Source organism: Yaniella soli, assembly GCF_054782375.1.
In genome coordinates, this window is record NZ_BAAGSP010000009.1 from 64,688 (window position 1) to 82,935 (window position 18,248).

The window sequence follows — 18,248 nt, forward strand, 5'->3', positions numbered from 1 at the left end:
CGGAACACAACGGTCAGTCCACTTATTCCGCCATGAATGTGTCGCGGCATCGTTATGATGGAGACACCAAGCAATACTATTCCGCTACACACCCAAGGATGTGATTTTGTGGCTCACAATGCCGCTTCAACTGATTTCGTCGCGGAATTCACCGCACAACTGTCGACCACCAGCACTGTAGAACACACTGATGCGCTCGTGCTCGGCGTGCAATCAACGAACGACGGCCCTGTGATTGTAGCTCCCGCTCTTCCGGAAGCTGCAATCAATGGTCTACAAGACCAGCTCGATGCACTCGGAGTTAAGGGCAAACCCGATGAAGTCACTCGTGTGGCAGGTGCCACGACCGAGCTTGATGCAAAGATCGTAGTACTCACCGGCCTTGGCTCGACGGATGCCCCAGCACAGGGCACCCCACCCCTGGACAACTCCCCAGCTGACACCATTTCGGCAGAAGCGCTGCGCCGTGCAGCAGGTGCCGCAACCGCAAAATTGGCTGGCACGTCTGATGTGACGATCGCACTACCAGCTGACAGTGCGGCCCATTTGACCGCCGTGGCGGAGGGCGCAACAGTTGGTACCTACGTTTTTGCTGGATATGCATCTTCCGACACGGATGAGGATGACACTGCAGAACCTACCTCGTTGAAGTTTGTGACTACGATCGCCGATGCCGATGAGCTGGTCGCACGTGCCGGTGTGGTCGCCAGAGCAACGTTTATCACTCGTGACCTGGTAAACACCGCCCCATCGCATTTGTTCCCGGGCACCTTTGCCGAAGAAATTGAAGCGCTCGTACAAGATTCGAACGTCAGTGCCACGATTTATGATGAAGAAGCCCTTGCGGAAGGTGGCTTTGGCGGGCTGTTGGGTGTTGGACAGGGCTCGGCCAACCCACCTCGTCTGGTCAAACTCGAATATGCCCCAGCCAACGCGCAGAGTCATGTGGCCTTCGTCGGGAAAGGCATCACGTTCGACTCGGGCGGTATTTCGCTCAAACCGGCAGGCTCTATGGAAACCATGAAGATGGATATGACCGGTGCCGCCACCGTTGGTGCCGTGGTGCAGGCTGTCGCAGAACTGGGCCTCAACGTAAAAGTCACCGGTTGGTTGGCCATGGCAGAGAATATGCCCTCGGGCACCGGCATCAAGCCATCCGATATCATCACCATGCGTGGTGGCAAAACGGTGGAGGTCATGAACACGGATGCCGAAGGTCGCCTCGTGATGGCAGATGCTTTGGTCGCTGCCACTGAAGAAGGTCCTGACGTTGTGGTCGACATTGCCACCCTGACCGGTGCGGCCATGGTTGCACTCGGCACTCGTACCACCGGACTCATGGGCCAAGATGACATCCGAGCAGAACTCGCCACCGCTGCATCAACCACGGGCGAACTCGTCGTTCAGCTGCCTATTCCTGAAGAAGCTCGCGCTGGTTTCGACTCCAACGTGGCCGACCTGAAAAACACCGGGGAGCGCTTCGGCGGCATGCAAGGCGCCGCTGCTTTCCTCCGTGACTTTGTAGGTGAGACCCCCTGGGCCCACTTAGATATTGCCGGACCGGCATTCAACGAGTCGTCACCACGTGGATATACACCAAAGGATGCAACAGGCGTCATGGTGCGCACCCTTATCGAGTTCGTCGCGACCCGGGCCCAAAGCTAGCGTTTGCACAGGGCTTGGGGTGGGTCGTTGGTGCAAGACGACCCACACTAAGCGATGTACACCACATTGACAGACACTTCGCCGCATACATCCGGTGATACACCGTTAACGTGGTGGAGGTTATGGAACTGCGACTGTACGAACCTATACAGTTAAGAAGAAGTGTCCAGCTAGTGCCCTGGTAACTCCAGGAAGCACCTAGTGAAAGGACGCGTGGCTGGAAACCATGTACGAGGAAGACTGCGGGGCGAACCTCCGCATAGATGAGGAGCATCGATCGTGACTGAAACCGCTACAGAATTCGACGTACTAATTCTCGGCGGTGGCTCCGCCGGTTACGCCGCGGCGTTACGCGCCATACACCACGGACTCTCCGTTGGTCTTATTGAACGAGATAAAGTTGGTGGTGTCTGCCTGCACTACGGTTGCATCCCAACCAAGGCCTACCTACACGCGGCAGAAGTCGCTGACTCCGCCCGTGCATCAGAGACATTTGGCGTCAAAGCCACTTTCGACTCGATCGATATGGCCGCAGTTCGCGACTATAAAGACAACATTGTTCAAGGCAAATTCAAGGGTCTTCAGGGCCTACTGAAAATGCGTAAGGTGACCACCATTGCCGGGAACGGTCGATTGATCTCAGAGAACCAAATTGATGTCGACGGCACCGTCTACTCAGGCAAGCACATCATCCTCGCCTCCGGCTCTGTTTCCAACACGATGGGCCTGACGATCTCCGACAAGATCATTACCTCGACCGAAGCCCTACAGCTCAACTACACGCCGAAATCGGCAATCGTTTTGGGCGGTGGCGTCATCGGCTCGGAGTTCGCATCAGCATGGAACTCCTACGGCATCGACGTTACCGTTATTGAAGGCCTCGATTCACTCGTGCCCAACGAGGATCCAGCGATCATTAAACAGCTGACCCGCAGTTTCAAGAAAGCCGGCATCACAACAAATCTCGGTGTGTTCTTCGACAAAGTTGAAGAAACTTCTGATGGCGTGAAAGTCACCTTGACCGACGGCAAAGAGTTTGAAGCCGATATCTGTCTCATCGCGACCGGTCGCAAACCGAATACCGAGAACATGGGCTATGAAGACGTGAAGATCCCCATGGATAACGCTCACGTAGCTGTCAACGATCGCTTGCACACCGGCGTGGGCAACATTTATGCCATCGGTGACATCGTCAAAGGCAAGCAGTTGGCACACCGTGGCTACCAGCACGGCCACTTCGTGATCGAAGAGATCATGGGGAACAACCCGTTGAAGGTCGAAGACCGCAACATTCCAGGGGTGACGTTTACTACTCCAGAGATCAGTTCCGTCGGGATGACCGAGCCGGTTGCCAAAGAAGAGTTTGGCGCCGACAACGTCGAAACCGTGGAATACAACCTGGCCGGCAACGGAAAATCGTCCATCCTCGGTACAAGCGGTATCGTGAAGATGGTTCGTCAAAAACACGGCCCGATCGTTGGCGTACACGCCATCGGCGACCGCATTTCAGAACAAATTGGTGAAGCACAGCTGATCGTCAACTGGGAAGCATACCCAGAAGATGTTGCCCACTTCATCCATGCGCACCCAACGCAGAACGAATCGATGGGTGAAGCAGCAATGATGCTCAACGGGTTCCCGTTGCACGCCTAGTACACCATGGTGGTTATGCCACCTGCGCATAGAGCACCGAACGTGTGAGCATTGAAGAGGAATAGAGAGGAAACCGGACGGAATGTCTGAAACCATTACTCTGCCAGAACTGGGCGAATCGGTCACCGAAGGTACCGTTACCCGTTGGCTAAAAGATGTTGGCGACACCATCGAGGTCGACGAACCCATCGTGGAAATCTCCACCGACAAAGTCGACACCGAAGTCCCATCCCCTGTCGCTGGGACCGTACTAGAAATCCTGGTGCAGGAAGATGAAGACATCGAAGTTGGTCAAGGCCTAGCGGTCATTGGCGACGAAGATGACTCCGCATCGGATGCCCCAGCTGATGATTCAGCAGCCCAAGAGGCTCCTGCTGAAGAACCAGCCGAGGAATCCAAAGAAGAATCGGCTCAGGAATCTCAAGAAGAAGCGCCGGCCCAAACAGAAGAGCCAGCTCAAACTGCCTCATCCGGTGAGACACAAGAAGTCACACTGCCAGAACTGGGCGAATCGGTCACCGAAGGTACCGTGACCCGTTGGCTCAAAGAAGTTGGCGACACCATCGAGGTCGACGAACCCATCGTGGAAATCTCCACCGACAAAGTCGACACCGAAGTCCCATCGCCTGTTGCCGGTACCCTCGTGGAAGTTCAGGTCGGCGAAGACGAAGACATCGAGGTAGGCCAAGTCCTAGCACTCGTCGGTTCTTCCGATGCTGCAGGCGCTGAAGAAGCTCCGGCATCGTCGCCAGAACCAGCCGCCGAAAAGCCTGAGCCAACACCAGAGCCAGAACCGGCCCCTGAACCCGCTGCAGAGGAAGAGTCGAGCCCTGAACCTACGCCCGCACCAGCCCCGGCGCCCGCAGCTGAGAAGGATGAAACCCCGACTTCACCAGAAGATACACCACGTGGCGATGGCTACGTGACGCCTCTGGTTCGTCGTCTCGCCCGTGAGCAAGACGTCGACCTCTCCGAGGTGACCGGTACCGGTGTAGGCGGACGTATTCGGAAACAAGATGTGCTCGCGGCTGCAGCACTCAAAGAATACGAATCACGCGATGAGCAGACTGCATCAGCAGCTAGCGAAGCTCCTGCACAGCAGCAGGCTGCATCCCGTCCGACACCACAGGATCCTGGGTCCTCGATTGATCCGTCCAAGCGTGGCACCACAGAAAAGGCGTCACGTATTCGTCAGGTCATCGCCGACCGTATGACCGAGTCGTTGGAGACTTCGGCGCAGCTCACGCAGGTTCACGAAATTGATATGACTCGTATCGTCAATCTTCGCAACCAGGTTAAGGCTCGCTTTAAGTCCGAGAACGGTGCGAACCTTACCTTCTTGGCCTTTATTACGCAGGCGACCACTGAGGCACTTCGTGCACATCCTGCGCTGAACTCGCAGTACGATGCTGAGACGAAGGAAATCACCTACCACAACAGCGAAGATATCGGCATTGCAGTCGACACCGAACGGGGGCTTTTGGTCCCCGTAATCAAGGGTGCTGGCAACCTGAATCTTGCCGGTATCGCGACCTCGATCTCCGACATTGCACTGCGGACTCGTGATAACAAGGTCAAACCAGATGAACTATCTGGTGGTACCTTCTCCATCACGAACCTCGGTTCTTTCGGCGCGCTGTTCGATACCCCGGTCATCAACCAGCCGCAGGTTGCCATCCTTGGTCCTGGCAACATCGTCAAACGTCCAATGGTCATTCCTGACGCCGACGGCAACGACTCGATTGCTATCCGCCACATGATGTACCTCTCGCTCACCTACGATCACCGCATCGTCGACGGGGCAGATGCTGGCCGGTTTATGACCACGCTGAAGAACCGTCTCGAAGCCGGTGACTTCGGCGGCCAGCTGGGCCTCTGAAAGGAACCACACAAACTCTATGGATATCGTTCAAACGATCTTTATCGCCATTCACATCCTGTCGATGGCAGCAATCGTCGGTGGTTGGTTCGCCAACTTCAAAAACCCGACGGTGACCACCTCGCAGTGGTACGGCGCCACCTTCATGATCATCTCGGGGCTCGTGCTATTCGGGCTCAGCGAGATGGGAGGCGGTGTCGAAGCTGCCGAACGCATCAAGCTCACGATCAAGCTGGTCCTTGGCATCATGGTCTTCATCACGGCGCTCTTGGGCCGTCGCAAGATCAACCGAGGCGAAGAAGTCTCCACCGGCCTGGCCCACGCCACCGGCGGAACCGCATTGGTTACCGCGTTGATCGCAACGCTCTGGCGTTTCTAGACGCATCGTAAAGCAAAAGCCGCAGAGTTCGCTCTGCGGCTTTTGTGTTCCCATAAGCAATCCTATCGAGACGCGGTCTCAGCGATCTTCCACTCCCCCTCACTGGTGACCAACCGCAGTTGCAACGGCACGCTTTGCGATGCGAACTCCTCAACTGTGGTATCCACCGCATCCATCTGCGAATACCCGTCGACGCGCCATTGAACATCGACTAATGCCCCCTCCGCGGTGGTTTCTGCCGACTCCACGACGGCTCGCATTCTGATCCCGTCAAGGCGATGGTCCTCGGCCGCCAAGGATTCTAGAATTCCATAGTCATTTTCGAACACGCTCGAATCTCGCACTGCGTAGCGTGCCACCAAGGACGGGTCGGGTGCAGCCCAAGCCTCTGTCCGAGCTTTTGCCAGCGAATCGACGACCGCCTGAAAGTCGGTTGCCGCTGGTTGGGGACTGAGCTCGTCACGTGGGTCGAAACGTGAATTGGGGCTTCCCTGCGTCCCAAAAACTGAAGTTGCCACCACCCCTGCCGTAAGCACCAGCGACCCGACTGCCAGTAATATCCGGGTACGCCGCTTTTTACCGGGGCCATGCTGTGCTCGGGCGCTATGCTTCGTGTTCCGCGTTCGAAGCCTCTTGAATTTCCGTCTCGGCGTCGTCGAGTGCGATTCTGGTTTGCGCGTTGGCAACAATAATTCGTACTCCTCGTCCACCACAGCAAACAAATCAATGGGTTCTGGGTCTGCCCAATGTGTCACCGATGCCAACAGTTGCTCCATGGTCGGACGCAATGCCGGCTCCTCCACGAGACAAGCTTCCAACATCTCAACAATGTCTTCATCCAGTGCAGGTTGCAACGTCATCAGCGGCACCCGCGCATATGCGGGGCCGGGCACCAGCCCGGTCAAGCAAAACCAGGCAATGGCTGCCAGTGAATACACATCCGCAGCTGCTCCCAAACCCTCGACATCTTCAGGTGCGCCTTCCAACTCAGGAGCACTGAAACCGGGAGCTCCTGCAAGGTGAAACGCATGCGCTGAGGCACGGGTCGAGCCAAGATCAATGAGCACCGGGCGCCCCGAAAGGTCAAAGAGGATGTTACGCGGTGAGATATCCCCGTGCACGATCTGGCGGGAGTGCAGATACTGTGCCACCTGAACCATCGGCAGAACGACCGTGACGACTTGTGCCAATGGCAGCTGGCCATTGGCCGCAACCACCTCCGCTAACGACCCTGCCGGTAGATATTCCCAGAATGTGCCCGCTGCCGCATCGACAGTCTCCAACTCGTCGATCGCCTCAATATTCACGTGCTGAATAAGATTCTCGTGAGCTAAAGAGTTTGCCAACTCTGCTTCGTGCGAAAGATTTGGGACGTCATCGACGTCTTTTGGGGTCTTGCACGCAATATGTTGCATCGTCGTACGGTGTTGCAACAGCCACACGTGTGCTGTTGAACCGCTACCCAGGTGCCGAATGACCTGCCAATCGACGAGTGGTTCCAACTGGGGTGGCGCAAAACGTGTCGCGACTCGGGCACTGAGCGAACCTGGATGAGTGTCTGAGGGAAAATTCACGGTTTATCTCCTTGGACAGGTATGCTCTATCATGCCCAAAAGCGCACAGGTCAGATTAAGTTATCCACAGGGGTTAGGGCTAGAATAGGTTTATCATGGCTGAAAAGAATTCTTCCGGCGCAGCAGAAGCGCCTAAAAAAGACCTCAAAACCGTCAAGGCTGAGCAGAAGGCTCGACGCAAGAACGAAAAGATCGAGGCGAAAGAACGCAAAAAAGCCAAGAAGGCTGGTAAGCGTGGCTTCTTTAAGCAAATCGCCGACGTCTTTAAGATGACGCGAAAGGCCGATCCATCAGTGCTGTGGTGGATGATCGGTGCGTTCGTAGCCGCGCTTGTCATCGGTCTCGTCATCGGTTTGCTGACCGGTTCCCCCGTGCTGTGGACCCTGATGTTTATACCACTTGGTCTGCTGGCGGCAATCATCATCATGAACAAAAAGGCAGAAAAGGCAGCCTTCTCGCAGATCGATGGTCGTCCCGGTGCAGCTGGTGCTGCTCTTTCCCAGCTGGGCCGTGGTTGGGTTGTTGACGATGACCCGATCGCTGTGAACCCTCGGACTCAAGAAACCGTATTCCGTGCAACCGGTAAGGCCGGTGTGGTGTTGGTCGCTGACGGTGAATACAACCGGGCCAAGAAGTTGGCTGAAAAACAGCGCAAGCATCTGCAACGCTTCTTACCAAACGTCGAGATCCGTGTCCTGCAGGTTGGCAAAGGGCCCAGCGAAATTGAGCTGCACGAAGTAAAATCCACGATCAAACGGATGAAGAAGACGCTGAACCGTCACGAGGTACGTGCCGTAGAGCAACGTATTTCCTCAATGCCGGTCAACAACCTGGGTATTCCAAAAGGCGTCGACCCCAACAAGATGCGCCCGGATCGCAAGGCTATGCGCGGCCGCTAACCGTTACGCCCCCCGACACCTATTCGACTGGCCGGTATCGTGGAGATTACATGTGAATCTCTACGGTGCCGGCCAGTTTGTCGTGCAGTCCTCGACTATCGCGGTCTATCACGATGACCGGGATGACTACACCAAGCAGGCCAGCACGTATTGCTGCCTGGTACAGCTTGATTGGTGCCCCACCGAGCTGCACCACCTGGATACGAAAGACTCGCTTCCCCAAAGTCGTCCCGAAGAGCCACAAGAGTGCAAAGTGTAGGACGACGAATACGGCCAGCACCACCCACTGGTTCCCAGGTTCAAGGATCATGCCTATACCGCTGGCGACAAACCAATCAATAAATAGTGCTCCGATACGGCGTGGGTAGGAAGCCATCGACGCTGCCCCGGTTTCAGGTAGCCCTAGAAACTCGCCGGCCCAGCGTGGCTCTTGAGAAGAATTCTGTGCATTGCTCATCGGTACTAGCCTAGTTGGTCTCTGATCGCGGCGGGATCTTGGTCGCATCGTAGACTGTGTACTGCGCCGCAATCTCGCTGTGAGGCGGTTCAATACTTCATTGTGTTCCACAAAATGGTTAAGCTTGTACCATCTTGTACGCAATGAATGGAGTGACGATGTTCACCTCGCCCGAAGAAGTTTTATCTTATATTAAGGACGAGGAGGTGGTCTTCGTTGACATTCGGTTCACCGATTTGCTCGGTGGCCAACACCACTTCAACGTTCCTGCTGAATCAGTAGATGATGACTTCTTCACCACAGGCCAGCTGTTCGATGGTTCTTCGATCCCGGGATTTGCGGGTATCGCTGACTCGGATCTGCAGTTGATTCCGGATGTGGGCACTGCTTTTGTGGACCCTTTCCGGAAACACAAAACCCTGTGCATGTCTTTTTCTATCCTGTCACCGCGCACCGGCGAAGCATATGTGCGTGACCCTCGCTCGGTAGCCCAGCGTGCAGAAGATTACGTGGCCTCAACCGGCATTGCCGACACCGCCATCTTCGCGGCCGAAGCAGAGTTCTATATTTTTGATGATGTACGTTTTGAAACGCATCTGCCCAACCGCTCATTCGTATCGGTCGATTCCGATGAAGCATTTTGGAATGACGGAACTGAAATCGAAGGCGGCAACCTTGGCCACCGCAACCGGACCATGAATGGCTATTTCCCAGTAGCTCCGGTCGACAAACACGCCGATCTACGCGATGACATCTCATTGCTCCTAGGGCAAGTTGGTCTTGAAGTTGAGCGTTCCCACCACGAGGTTGGAGCCGGAGGCCAGGGCGAAATAAACTACAGGTTTGACACGCTCATGCGCGCCGCCGACGATGTGCAATTATTCAAATACATCGTTAAGGGCGCGGCCCAGCAAGCAGGCAAGTCGGCAACCTTTATGCCGAAGCCAGTCTTCGGAGATGGCGGTTCTGGAATGCACTGTCACCAGTCGTTGTGGATGGATGGTGAACCGCTGTTCTACGATGAACGTGGTTATGCGAACCTTTCCGATATAGCACGCTGGTACATCGGTGGGCTGTTGAAACACGCCTCGGCGGTTTTGGCATTCACGAACCCGACAGTGAACTCGTATAAACGACTCGTCAAGGGCTTCGAAGCACCGGTCAACATGCTCTATTCACAGGGCAACCGTTCAGCAGCGGTTCGAATTCCCGTCACGGGAGCAAACCCCAAGGCCAAGCGCTTAGAGTTCCGTGCGCCAGACCCCTCGGGTAACCCGTACCTGGGCTTTGCGGCACAGCTTATGGCTGGCCTAGATGGCATCCGCAATCGCATCGAGCCTGCCGAGCCGATCGACAAGGACCTGTACGAATTGCCGCCAGAAGAAGCCAAAGACATTCAGCAAGCCCCGCGGACCCTGGAAGAGGCCATCGACGCATTAGAAGAAGACCACGAATTCTTGTTGGCCGGTGACGTTTTCACCCAGGATCTGGTAGAGACTTGGATCCAACTGAAACGCGAAACTGAAATTGCGCCGATGCAGGCCATGGTTTCACCCAAGGAATTCGAGTTGTACTACTCGGTCTGAGCGCTAGTCCAAAATTCCATACGCCGTGAGCCCCGTTCCGAGCACCGTCGGGCGGGGTTCATGGCTTTAACAAAGACGACGTTTGCTCACGCTTTGACCGATACGACGAACTTTCTGCCCCCACTGCGGCTTAGATTTGGAAACGATGGACAATACCTCTGAACACGCACGTATCATTCCCGCCGAATTCGACGATGGGTGGGTGCTAGAAATTGATGGCGAAATCCAGTCCCATGTCGACCCGAACCGGCCGAATGTACTACGATTCGAGTACCTTCGCCGAATCGGCAATCTCCTCGACGTATCGTGGCCACCGACGCAGCCGATCCGTATCCTGCATTTGGGCGCTGGTGCACTCACTTTAGTTCGCTACGTCCAGGCAACCCGGCCGGGCTCCAACCAAACCGTCATTGAGCTTGAGTCTGATTTGGTTGACCTGGTCACCGAGAAGCTACCGCTAGCTGACGGCACGAAACTCAACGTCATCACCGGCGATGCCCGTGCCGAACTTCAAAGGTCCAGCGAGGGCGACTTCGATGCCATCGTTGTCGATATCTTCACTGGTCATGACACGGCCACTCACCTGACTGATCGAACATTCTATGCAGATGCCTTGCATCATTTGGCCGAACAGGGCCTGCTGCTCGTCAATATTGGTGACGACGAAGGGCTCGGGTTCTTTGTACAACAAGCAGACGTGCTGCAGTCCGTGGCCCGCGATGCTGGTCAGGCTGGAGTGTGGGCGCTGTCTGATGCTTCCACGCTGAACGAGCGGCGTGCAGGGAATATCGTCGTAGCGGCGAGCGCAAACTTCCCCACGGATCACGACGACGTGACGGCGCTGCGTTCGCGGCTATCAGCCGCTGGTCCACACCCAGCTTCAGTCTTGGTACCATCTGATACCGCCTCGCTGATACATACACTGCGTGGGTAAGGTCTCCACACGCCGCCCGCCGGAGTGTTCGGCGTTCGAAACCGACGTCGCGGCACACCAATCGATGGTTCCCAAGAAACAACATCTGACAAGGCACGATGTCGGTCATACACTTCGTTGAATTGTGGAGCGGAATTGAACTACTGTTCACTCCGAAGTCACAGTGAGGTGCAATTGCTTTCCTAACATGGGCACGTTCTCATGACCACACTTGGAAAGGCTTGTGCCTTGTCACCGACAATGCAAGATGCCCCGAACGCAGGGAAAGCGGCGGGGCCAGAATCAAAAACCACCAGAAAACGGGTACTGTCCCGAGTGCTCGCCGGTTCCGTCCTCGGAGCGTTGGCTCTTGTCGCCTCCACCAGCGGCTACCTTGAACTTCACACTGAGACCGCCGCTGCTGTTACCGACGAACAGATCTCGCTTGGTGGCGCGCTCTCCGAAGTAGACCACCACAGGGTTGCCCCGGGACTTGAATTGAGCACATTTTCACGTTTGGAACCTGCTGGCTGGAATGAGGGCACCATACTCACCGCCGAGATGTCTGAGCCCACACTCAGCATGAACGTTGCAGACGGCGGTACGGTGACCGGCAGCGCCCCGGTCAGCGAGTTAATGTCGTCAGGTCCGCAAGGCGACAACGCAGTAGCCGCCGTCAATGGCACGTTCTTTGACATCAACTATTCCGATGCTCCCACCCTCACCTCGGTGAGTCAGGACGGCGTCCGCGGCGGCTTGCCTGACCCGCGCCCAGCAATCACCGTGGCTGATGGCATGGCAGCTATCCAACAGCTGGCCGCGACTGGAACGGTCACGATTGAAGGTGGAGCACACGAGCTCGACGGCATCAATCATCCCGAACTCCAAACCGATGAGTTGGGACTGTATAACCAAATCTGGGGCGAGCACACCCTGGATCGCCCGCTGGGTGCACCCGAAGAGCTTCCTGACGATATTGCCCGAGCCACGATCGTGGACGGCGTGGTTGAAGAAGCCTCGGGCCTCACCGATTCCGTCGGGGATCCCGATTTGCCAGAGGGCGGCCAAGCCTTGGTTGGTCGTGATGCAGCTGCGCATGTTGTGGCTGATCTGGAAGTCGGCGATGAAGTCGATATTGAGGTCAGCGCTGACCCGAACGTGGATGCCGGTATGGCAGGCAACGAACAGATCCTTGTCGATGGCAATGTGCCGGAAATGACCAGCAGCAACGCGACAACTGTCCATCCCCGCACCGCCGTTGGGGTGAGTGAAGACGGTTCAGAAATGTACGTCATCGTGATGAACGGACGCACCTCAGATTCACGTGGCATGGATCTGCATGAGTTAGGCGAACTCTTTGCTGACATCGGCGCACATAACGCAGTCAATCTTGATGGGGGCGGCTCCTCCACTATGGTCGCCCGCACCGCTGGCGCTGATAATGCCACGGTACAGAACTTCCCATCGGACGGCGGAGAACGTAATGTGCCAAACGCACTGGTCTTTTATTCTGACGCCGCTTCAGAAGAGGTCGCAGATGCACAGCTGACGCCCACCATGCCGTCTTCGGCTGCCACGGACACAGTATTTCCCGGTATGCAGCGGACCTTTCATGGCAAGGGTCTGGCAGCCAATGGTGATCCGTTATTGACTGATGGGCAGTTTTCAGTCGAGGGACCAGCCGAAGTTGACACGACCACTGGAAGCGAAGCAATCGTGACCGGCACGGAACCTGGACAAGCAACGGTTACGTATCAGGCCGGTAGCCACCAGGACCGCTCTACCTTGCGCGTCCTGGGTGAACTCATCGGATTGACGGCTTCCGATCGGTCCTTAAACCTTGCTGGTGCCGACGATCAGCAAACCGTGACCCTCAGTGGCGTCGATCACGACGGTCATCGCGCCGCCATCGAAACCGCAGATATTGAAGTAGAAGTTGACGGTGAGTTCACCGTTGAAGACGACGGTGTTGGGAGCTGGACGGTATCTGCCGGTGCTGATGCGAACGCCGGTTCAATCGTATTTAGCCATGGTGAGGTCACCACGCGTGTCGATCTGAGCGTCGGGACAGAAGACATTGTGGTTTCTGATTTTAGCGATCTGTCGCATTTCAGTGACGGTACTGCTCGCGCCACTGGCGAGTTCGAAGCGGTCGAAGGACCGGAGACTGACGATGGCCAGGTGAGCCCGGCGATCGGTTTGAACTACGACTTCACCACGTCGACCGGCACCCGCGGCTACTACCTGAATTTCAATGACCCCTACCAGGTGGATGGACAGACACTAGCGTTCGAGATCGATATTCTCGGCGACGGTAGTGGTGTGTGGCCACGCCTCCAGATTGCCGATGCCGACGGCACTGTGACAAATCTCGACGGAGCGATGGTAACCCACGAAGGCTGGGAAACGGTTCGATTCACGGTGCCGCAGGGGCTCCCCCAGCCGCTGGATGTCCAGGCCATTCGTATGATGGAAACGGACCCCTCGGCTTCATATCAAGGCGAAACTGCGGTCGCCAATATGCGTGCCATCGTCACACCGACCGCAGAATCCGAAACGGTCGGTGCGGTACATGATCCAGCGATTTTGTCCAACGGTTCCGTTTCAGAGCGAGCCCAGCACATTGCCGTGGTCAGTGATGCCCAATTTGTGGCTGCGAACCCAGATTCCGCGGCAGTTGATGGCGCCCGTCGTACACTGCGTGAGATTCAAGAAGCCGACCCCGATCTCATGATCATCAACGGCGACCTGGTGGATGAGGCAGCCCCAGAAGATTTCGAGCTTGCCCAGCAGATCCTTGATGAAGAGTGGACCGAGGACATTCCATACGTGTATGTGCCCGGTAACCACGAAATCATGGGCGGGCCCATCGAGAATTTCGAGGAGGCCTTCGGTAAGACCACGACCCAGCAAAACCTTGGTCGTACCGAACTCATCACGCTCAATAGTGCCGCAGGCAGCCTGCGTACGAGTCAGTACGATCAGATTGCTGAACTGGAGCGTCAACTCGATGCCGTGGCAAACAATGAAGAGCGAACCGGGGTGGTCGTCTTCTTCCACCACCCGCCGACCGATCCCCTGCCAACTGGTTCCAGTGCACTGACTGATCAGCGTGAGGCTCGTGCCATTGAACAACTGCTCGCCGACTTTCGAAACACCACGGGCAAATCGGCTGCCGTGGTGAACGCCGGTGTGGGAATTTTCCACGGGAGCGCTGTCGAAGGTATCACCTACCTGCTCAATGGCAACTCCGGCAAGAACCCGTCCGGCACCCCGGAAAATGGTGGCTTCACCGGCTGGACCATGTTGGGGATCAACCCCGGTGCTGGCCTCGTCGGTCAACAACCAGAGGTCGGTGCTCGTGTCGACTGGCTGGCTGCTGAAACCAAACCGTGGGTCGATGAGCTGACGGTGACGGCGCCAGCAACGCTGCCTGAGGCAGAGTCGGCTGATGTGTCAGCAAGTCTGGTCCAGGATGGTATGACCGTGCCGGTAGGCTGGCCTGTCACCGCCCAATGGGGTGGCGAAGGCGTCGTAGTCGACGACGGAACTCACGACGATCTTTCGGACCAGATGGGATATACCGCGAACCCTTCGGTGCGCGTTAACCCATCGACGGGCACCGTCACGGCGCTGAGTCCAGGTACGGCCACAATCTCGGTAACGGTCAACGGTGAAACTGCGACCACCGAAGTCACTGTACCCGGCGAGGTGGAACCAACGCCAAGCCCAACTGAACCCGAGCCAAGCCCGACCACGCCGGAATCAAGTGAGCCGGAACCGTCCGTATCTCAGACGTCGGCTCCTCAACCGAATGACACCGCGCCAAGCGATCACGCCTCCAATGTGCCGGAACCGACGCCGTCGAGTTCAGCACCGGCCGGGAACGTCGCAGACGAAGCATCCGGTGATCTTGCGGTGACCGGTGCAACACGTGTTGGCCTGATCGTCGCAGCCGCGGCCTTGGTTGCACTCGGTGTCATGACGCGAATTCGCGCACGACGCCACGGCTAATCTGTCCCATCGATCAGCGAAACCACCCGTCATACGGCGGGTGGTTTCGCTATTAAGAATAAACATTGCACCAACGCTGCCCAATGTGACGTAGACGGTGTACAGTAGTCGTTGTGTTCCGGGGTCGGTGAGAATCCGAACCGGCGGTGAAAGTCCGCGACCCCCGCGCCCGCGGGGTTGAATCAGTGAAATTCTGGTACCGACGGTGTTAAGCTTCGTGCTTTAGTCCGGATGAGAGGAACGCGCTGCTATATCCCAATGGCAGCATTTTCCCGGCGCACCTGTATCAAGGAGTCAGACGCCGGATGGTATCCCACACCCAGCTCACTTCGGCGATGCAGCGTGCCATCACGCTTGCACGACGCGGCCCCGCCGATGATGTGAACCCACAGGTGGGTTGTGTCATCATCGACGATCAAGGCGCCACCGTAGCCGAAGGGTTCCACCGCGGCAGCGGAAGCGACCACGCAGAAGTCAATGCACTCAAAAATCTCGACCCCGCGCTGAACCCAGCCGGTCTGACCGCAGCCATCACACTCGAACCGTGCAACCACACCGGTACTACTCCCCCGTGTGCCAAAACCCTGCACACCGCCGGCATCGGCACCATCGTCTATGGTCAGCCCGATGTCGGAACACACTCCTCGGGTGGAGCAACCGAGCTCTTCGCCCGCGGCCATCGAATCATCGCTGGTATCGAGTCATCCGACACCGCCCAGCTGATATCGGACTGGCACGCACGTACCGGTCAAACGCGTAGCGGTGTCATTGCGAAATGGGCCCAATCGCTCGACGGGCGCCTCGCTGCCTCCGATGGCACCAGCCAGTGGATCACCTCGTCCGCAGCTCGTCGGCACGTCCATGTGCAACGGGCACCTGCAGATGTCATCGTCACCACAACCGCAACCGTCGCAGCCGATAACCCATCACTGACCGCTCGTGACACTGACGGCCAGCTGCTGGTGCCGCCACAAGACCAACCGCTCCCGGTGATCTTTGGTACCGGCGACGTCACCCAGGAAGCAACCATCCACCGGCACCCTGCACTCGCCCACCACGGGCTGACACAAACACCACAGTTTTCGGGGGCCAACCTCGCATCCGACCTTGCCCGGCTCGCGGAGTTCACCGGCCCGGCTCCCAGAATCTTCGTTGAAGCCGGGCCCACATTCATCACCGCGCTATTGCAACAACAGCTCGCTGATGAATTGCTGATCTATACGGCCCCGATCCTGTTGGGTGGAACGCATCATGCCGTGGGTGACCTCGGCGTGTCCACCTTGCTCGAAGCACACTCATACACCTTTGGCGGCGTCCATCGTTTGGACACCGACCTGCTGACCACCTTGCGGAAGGACCACTGATGTTTACCGGCATAATCCACACCCTTGGCGACATCACCGCCATCACCGAAACCTCAGCAGACACCCTGGCGCTGACCATTGCCGCACCCAGTGTGCTTAGCGATGTGAACCCGGGCGATTCGATTGCCATTGACGGCGTGTGTTTGACCGTCACCGATTTTAGCGACGAAACCTTCACCGCCGATGTGATGGTCCAAACGCTCGAACTGACGTCGCTGGGTACCAAAACCACCGGGGATCGTGTCAATGTCGAGCCGGCGATGGCTGCAACCGCCCGGTTTGGTGGCCATATCGTGCAAGGCCACGTTGAAGCCACCGCAAAGGTGCTGGAGGTGGAGCCCGGCCACCAGTGGACGCGTCTGCGCATCAGCCTTCCAGATCACTTGGCTCCGTATCTGATCAACCAGGGTTCCATCACCGTCAACGGTATTTCACTCACCGTGGCAGCCGTGTCCCAACCAGACGCGGACCAGCACTACTTTGACATCTTTCTGATCCCCGAAACCCTGAGTGCCACCACCATGGGTACCGCACGTGTTGGGGAGGTAGTCAACCTTGAAACCGACCTCTTGGCCCGCCACATCGCCCGTCTAATCCAGTTCAACGAGAATGGGAACACCAAATGAAACTCGCAGATATCACCCAAGCCATTGAAGCCATTGCACTAGGTCAGCCTGTCATCGTGGCCGATGATGAGGATCGCGAAAACGAGGGCGATCTCATTCTCTCCGGCCAATTGGCCACTCCGGAGACGATTGCCTTTATGGTTGAACATTCCTCCGGGTTATTATGCGCGCCGATGTCCGATGAAGTCGCCGACCGGCTGGAACTGCCGATGATGGTCACCCAAAATCAGGACGTCCGGCAGACGGCGTATACCGTCACGGTCGATGCCGCTCAAGGTGTTACCACCGGGATCTCGGCCGCGGATCGTGCCCATACCGTCAACCTGTTGGCCGCTGCTGATACAACACCGACGGATTTGAACCGTCCCGGGCATATTCTGCCGCTGCGTGCCCTGGACGGGGGCGTGCGCCAACGTCCCGGTCATACCGAGGCCGCTGTAGAACTCATGCATCTTGCCGGGCTAGCACCGGTGGGGGTCATTGCCGAGATCGTTGCCGATGACGGCGACATGATGCGACTGCCGGGATTGATCGAGATGGGTGCCGAGCACAACATCCCGGTCATCACCATCGAGGCGCTCGCTGAGTATCTCAACGAACAGCACCCTGAGACCGCACCGAACCGCATCATCCACCGCCATGTCTCCCAACGTGCCGAGGCACAGGTTCCCACGACGTTCGGGGAACTCACGATGAAGGTCTATCGCGATCGTAAAGCCGGACTCGAGCATCTGGCCCTGATCGGACGGAACACATTGTTAGCCACCGATGAACCCACCGTGGTCCGTGTGCACTCTGAGTGTTTGACCGGTGAAGCCTTCGGATCACTGAAATGTGAATGCGGTGCGCAACTCGATTCTGCCTTAGAACACATCGGCACCCACGGCGGCATCGTGATTTATCTGCGCGGCCACGAAGGACGCGGCATCGGGTTAGGCAATAAGATCCGTGCCTACCAGCTGCAATCCACCGGGTTAGACACCATCGAAGCCAATGAACACCTGGGCTTACCCATCGACGGGCGAAGCTACACTGCGGCCGCAGAAATCCTGGCCAGCCTGGGGATCACCAACGTCAAACTGCTGACCAATAACCCAGACAAGGTCACCCAGTTGGAAGCCAACGGGATCAACGTCACCGAACGTCTCGGGCTGGTCGTTGGACGCCATCCCGAAAATCTCAACTATCTGACGACCAAAGCCACCAAACTCAACCACGCCATCCCGGCGGAATAAGGAA

General features: G+C 57.0%; 13 protein-coding genes and 1 riboswitch. Of the genes, 11 read left to right on the forward strand and 2 right to left on the reverse strand.

All coding sequences use genetic code 11. The features are described from left to right. Window positions 1–108: 108 nt before the first annotated feature. From ACYVJT_RS06660 to ACYVJT_RS06675, 4 genes are all read left to right on the forward strand, one after another. Window positions 109–1,665 carry a leucyl aminopeptidase gene (locus ACYVJT_RS06660; protein WP_343957209.1) on the forward strand — a complete coding sequence of 519 codons (1,557 nt, stop codon included), beginning with the start codon at window positions 109–111 and terminating at the stop codon, window positions 1,663–1,665. Window positions 1,666–1,944: 279 nt separating this feature from the next. Then, window positions 1,945–3,318: a dihydrolipoyl dehydrogenase gene (lpdA, locus tag ACYVJT_RS06665; RefSeq protein WP_343957211.1), complete on the forward strand. Its 1,374-nt coding sequence runs from the start codon at window positions 1,945–1,947 to the stop codon at window positions 3,316–3,318. A gap of 82 nt (window positions 3,319–3,400) precedes the next feature. Continuing rightward, window positions 3,401–5,197 (forward strand): 2-oxoglutarate dehydrogenase, E2 component, dihydrolipoamide succinyltransferase, encoded by a 1,797-nt coding sequence (sucB, locus tag ACYVJT_RS06670; protein ID WP_343957213.1) that lies wholly within the window; start codon window positions 3,401–3,403, stop codon window positions 5,195–5,197. Between the two features lie 19 nt (window positions 5,198–5,216). Further along, window positions 5,217–5,576 (forward strand): hypothetical protein, encoded by a 360-nt coding sequence (locus tag ACYVJT_RS06675; RefSeq protein ID WP_343957215.1) that lies wholly within the window; start codon window positions 5,217–5,219, stop codon window positions 5,574–5,576. A gap of 62 nt (window positions 5,577–5,638) precedes the next feature. Here the strand turns inward: ACYVJT_RS06675 and ACYVJT_RS06680 are convergent, their stop codons facing one another. Next, window positions 5,639–7,150: a serine/threonine protein kinase gene (locus ACYVJT_RS06680; protein WP_343957218.1), complete on the reverse strand. Its 1,512-nt coding sequence runs from the start codon at window positions 7,148–7,150 to the stop codon at window positions 5,639–5,641. A 95-nt stretch (window positions 7,151–7,245) separates the two neighbouring features. On the opposite strand from ACYVJT_RS06680, the gene ACYVJT_RS06685 reads away from it, so the two are divergent. Beyond that, a complete protein-coding gene (locus ACYVJT_RS06685) occupies window positions 7,246–8,049 on the forward strand; it encodes a DUF4191 domain-containing protein (protein ID WP_343957221.1) in 804 nt (267 codons plus the stop codon). 46 nt (window positions 8,050–8,095) lie between these two features. Here the strand turns inward: ACYVJT_RS06685 and ACYVJT_RS06690 are convergent, their stop codons facing one another. Continuing rightward, complete coding sequence (locus tag ACYVJT_RS06690; protein ID WP_343957223.1) at window positions 8,096–8,506, reverse strand: RDD family protein; 411 nt, start codon at window positions 8,504–8,506, stop codon at window positions 8,096–8,098. 158 nt (window positions 8,507–8,664) lie between these two features. On the opposite strand from ACYVJT_RS06690, the gene glnA reads away from it, so the two are divergent. The 6 genes from glnA to ribB all read left to right on the forward strand — a co-directional run bounded on the left by glnA (window position 8,665) and on the right by ribB (window position 18,244). Then, window positions 8,665–10,092: a type I glutamate--ammonia ligase gene (gene glnA / locus ACYVJT_RS06695; protein WP_343957225.1), complete on the forward strand. Its 1,428-nt coding sequence runs from the start codon at window positions 8,665–8,667 to the stop codon at window positions 10,090–10,092. A gap of 145 nt (window positions 10,093–10,237) precedes the next feature. Beyond that, entirely contained in the window at window positions 10,238–11,026 is a 789-nt protein-coding gene (locus tag ACYVJT_RS06700; protein ID WP_343957228.1) for a spermidine synthase, read from the forward strand. 228 nt (window positions 11,027–11,254) lie between these two features. Beyond that, window positions 11,255–15,019: a phosphodiester glycosidase family protein gene (locus ACYVJT_RS06705; RefSeq protein ID WP_343957230.1), complete on the forward strand. Its 3,765-nt coding sequence runs from the start codon at window positions 11,255–11,257 to the stop codon at window positions 15,017–15,019. A 110-nt stretch (window positions 15,020–15,129) separates the two neighbouring features. Beyond that, a riboswitch (FMN riboswitch) is annotated at window positions 15,130–15,266 on the forward strand. Between the two features lie 58 nt (window positions 15,267–15,324). Then, complete coding sequence (gene ribD, locus ACYVJT_RS06710; protein WP_343957233.1) at window positions 15,325–16,383, forward strand: bifunctional diaminohydroxyphosphoribosylaminopyrimidine deaminase/5-amino-6-(5-phosphoribosylamino)uracil reductase RibD; 1,059 nt, start codon at window positions 15,325–15,327, stop codon at window positions 16,381–16,383. Further along, window positions 16,383–17,009 (forward strand): riboflavin synthase, encoded by a 627-nt coding sequence (locus ACYVJT_RS06715; protein WP_343957235.1) that lies wholly within the window; start codon window positions 16,383–16,385, stop codon window positions 17,007–17,009. The genes ribD and ACYVJT_RS06715 overlap by 1 nt, the downstream gene beginning before the upstream one ends. Then, window positions 17,006–18,244 (forward strand): 3,4-dihydroxy-2-butanone-4-phosphate synthase, encoded by a 1,239-nt coding sequence (gene ribB, locus ACYVJT_RS06720; protein ID WP_343957237.1) that lies wholly within the window; start codon window positions 17,006–17,008, stop codon window positions 18,242–18,244. Before ACYVJT_RS06715 ends, ribB begins: the two co-directional genes overlap by 4 nt. The last annotated feature ends 4 nt before the right edge of the window (window positions 18,245–18,248 follow it).

What these genes read in the sequence shown, in the direction of transcription:
- sucB (WP_343957213.1), top strand. Translation starts at nt 3,401, where the DNA reads ATGTCTGAAACCATTACTCTGCCAGAACTGGGCGAATCGGTCACCGAA.
- ACYVJT_RS06675 (WP_343957215.1), top strand. Translation starts at nt 5,217, where the DNA reads ATGGATATCGTTCAAACGATCTTTATCGCCATTCACATCCTGTCGATG.
- ACYVJT_RS06685 (WP_343957221.1), top strand. Translation starts at nt 7,246, where the DNA reads ATGGCTGAAAAGAATTCTTCCGGCGCAGCAGAAGCGCCTAAAAAAGAC.
- ACYVJT_RS06690 (WP_343957223.1), bottom strand. Translation starts at nt 8,506, where the DNA reads ATGAGCAATGCACAGAATTCTTCTCAAGAGCCACGCTGGGCCGGCGAG.
- glnA (WP_343957225.1), top strand. Translation starts at nt 8,665, where the DNA reads ATGTTCACCTCGCCCGAAGAAGTTTTATCTTATATTAAGGACGAGGAG.
- ACYVJT_RS06700 (WP_343957228.1), top strand. Translation starts at nt 10,238, where the DNA reads ATGGACAATACCTCTGAACACGCACGTATCATTCCCGCCGAATTCGAC.
- ribD (WP_343957233.1), top strand. Translation starts at nt 15,325, where the DNA reads ATGGTATCCCACACCCAGCTCACTTCGGCGATGCAGCGTGCCATCACG.
- ACYVJT_RS06715 (WP_343957235.1), top strand. Translation starts at nt 16,383, where the DNA reads ATGTTTACCGGCATAATCCACACCCTTGGCGACATCACCGCCATCACC.
- ribB (WP_343957237.1), top strand. Translation starts at nt 17,006, where the DNA reads ATGAAACTCGCAGATATCACCCAAGCCATTGAAGCCATTGCACTAGGT.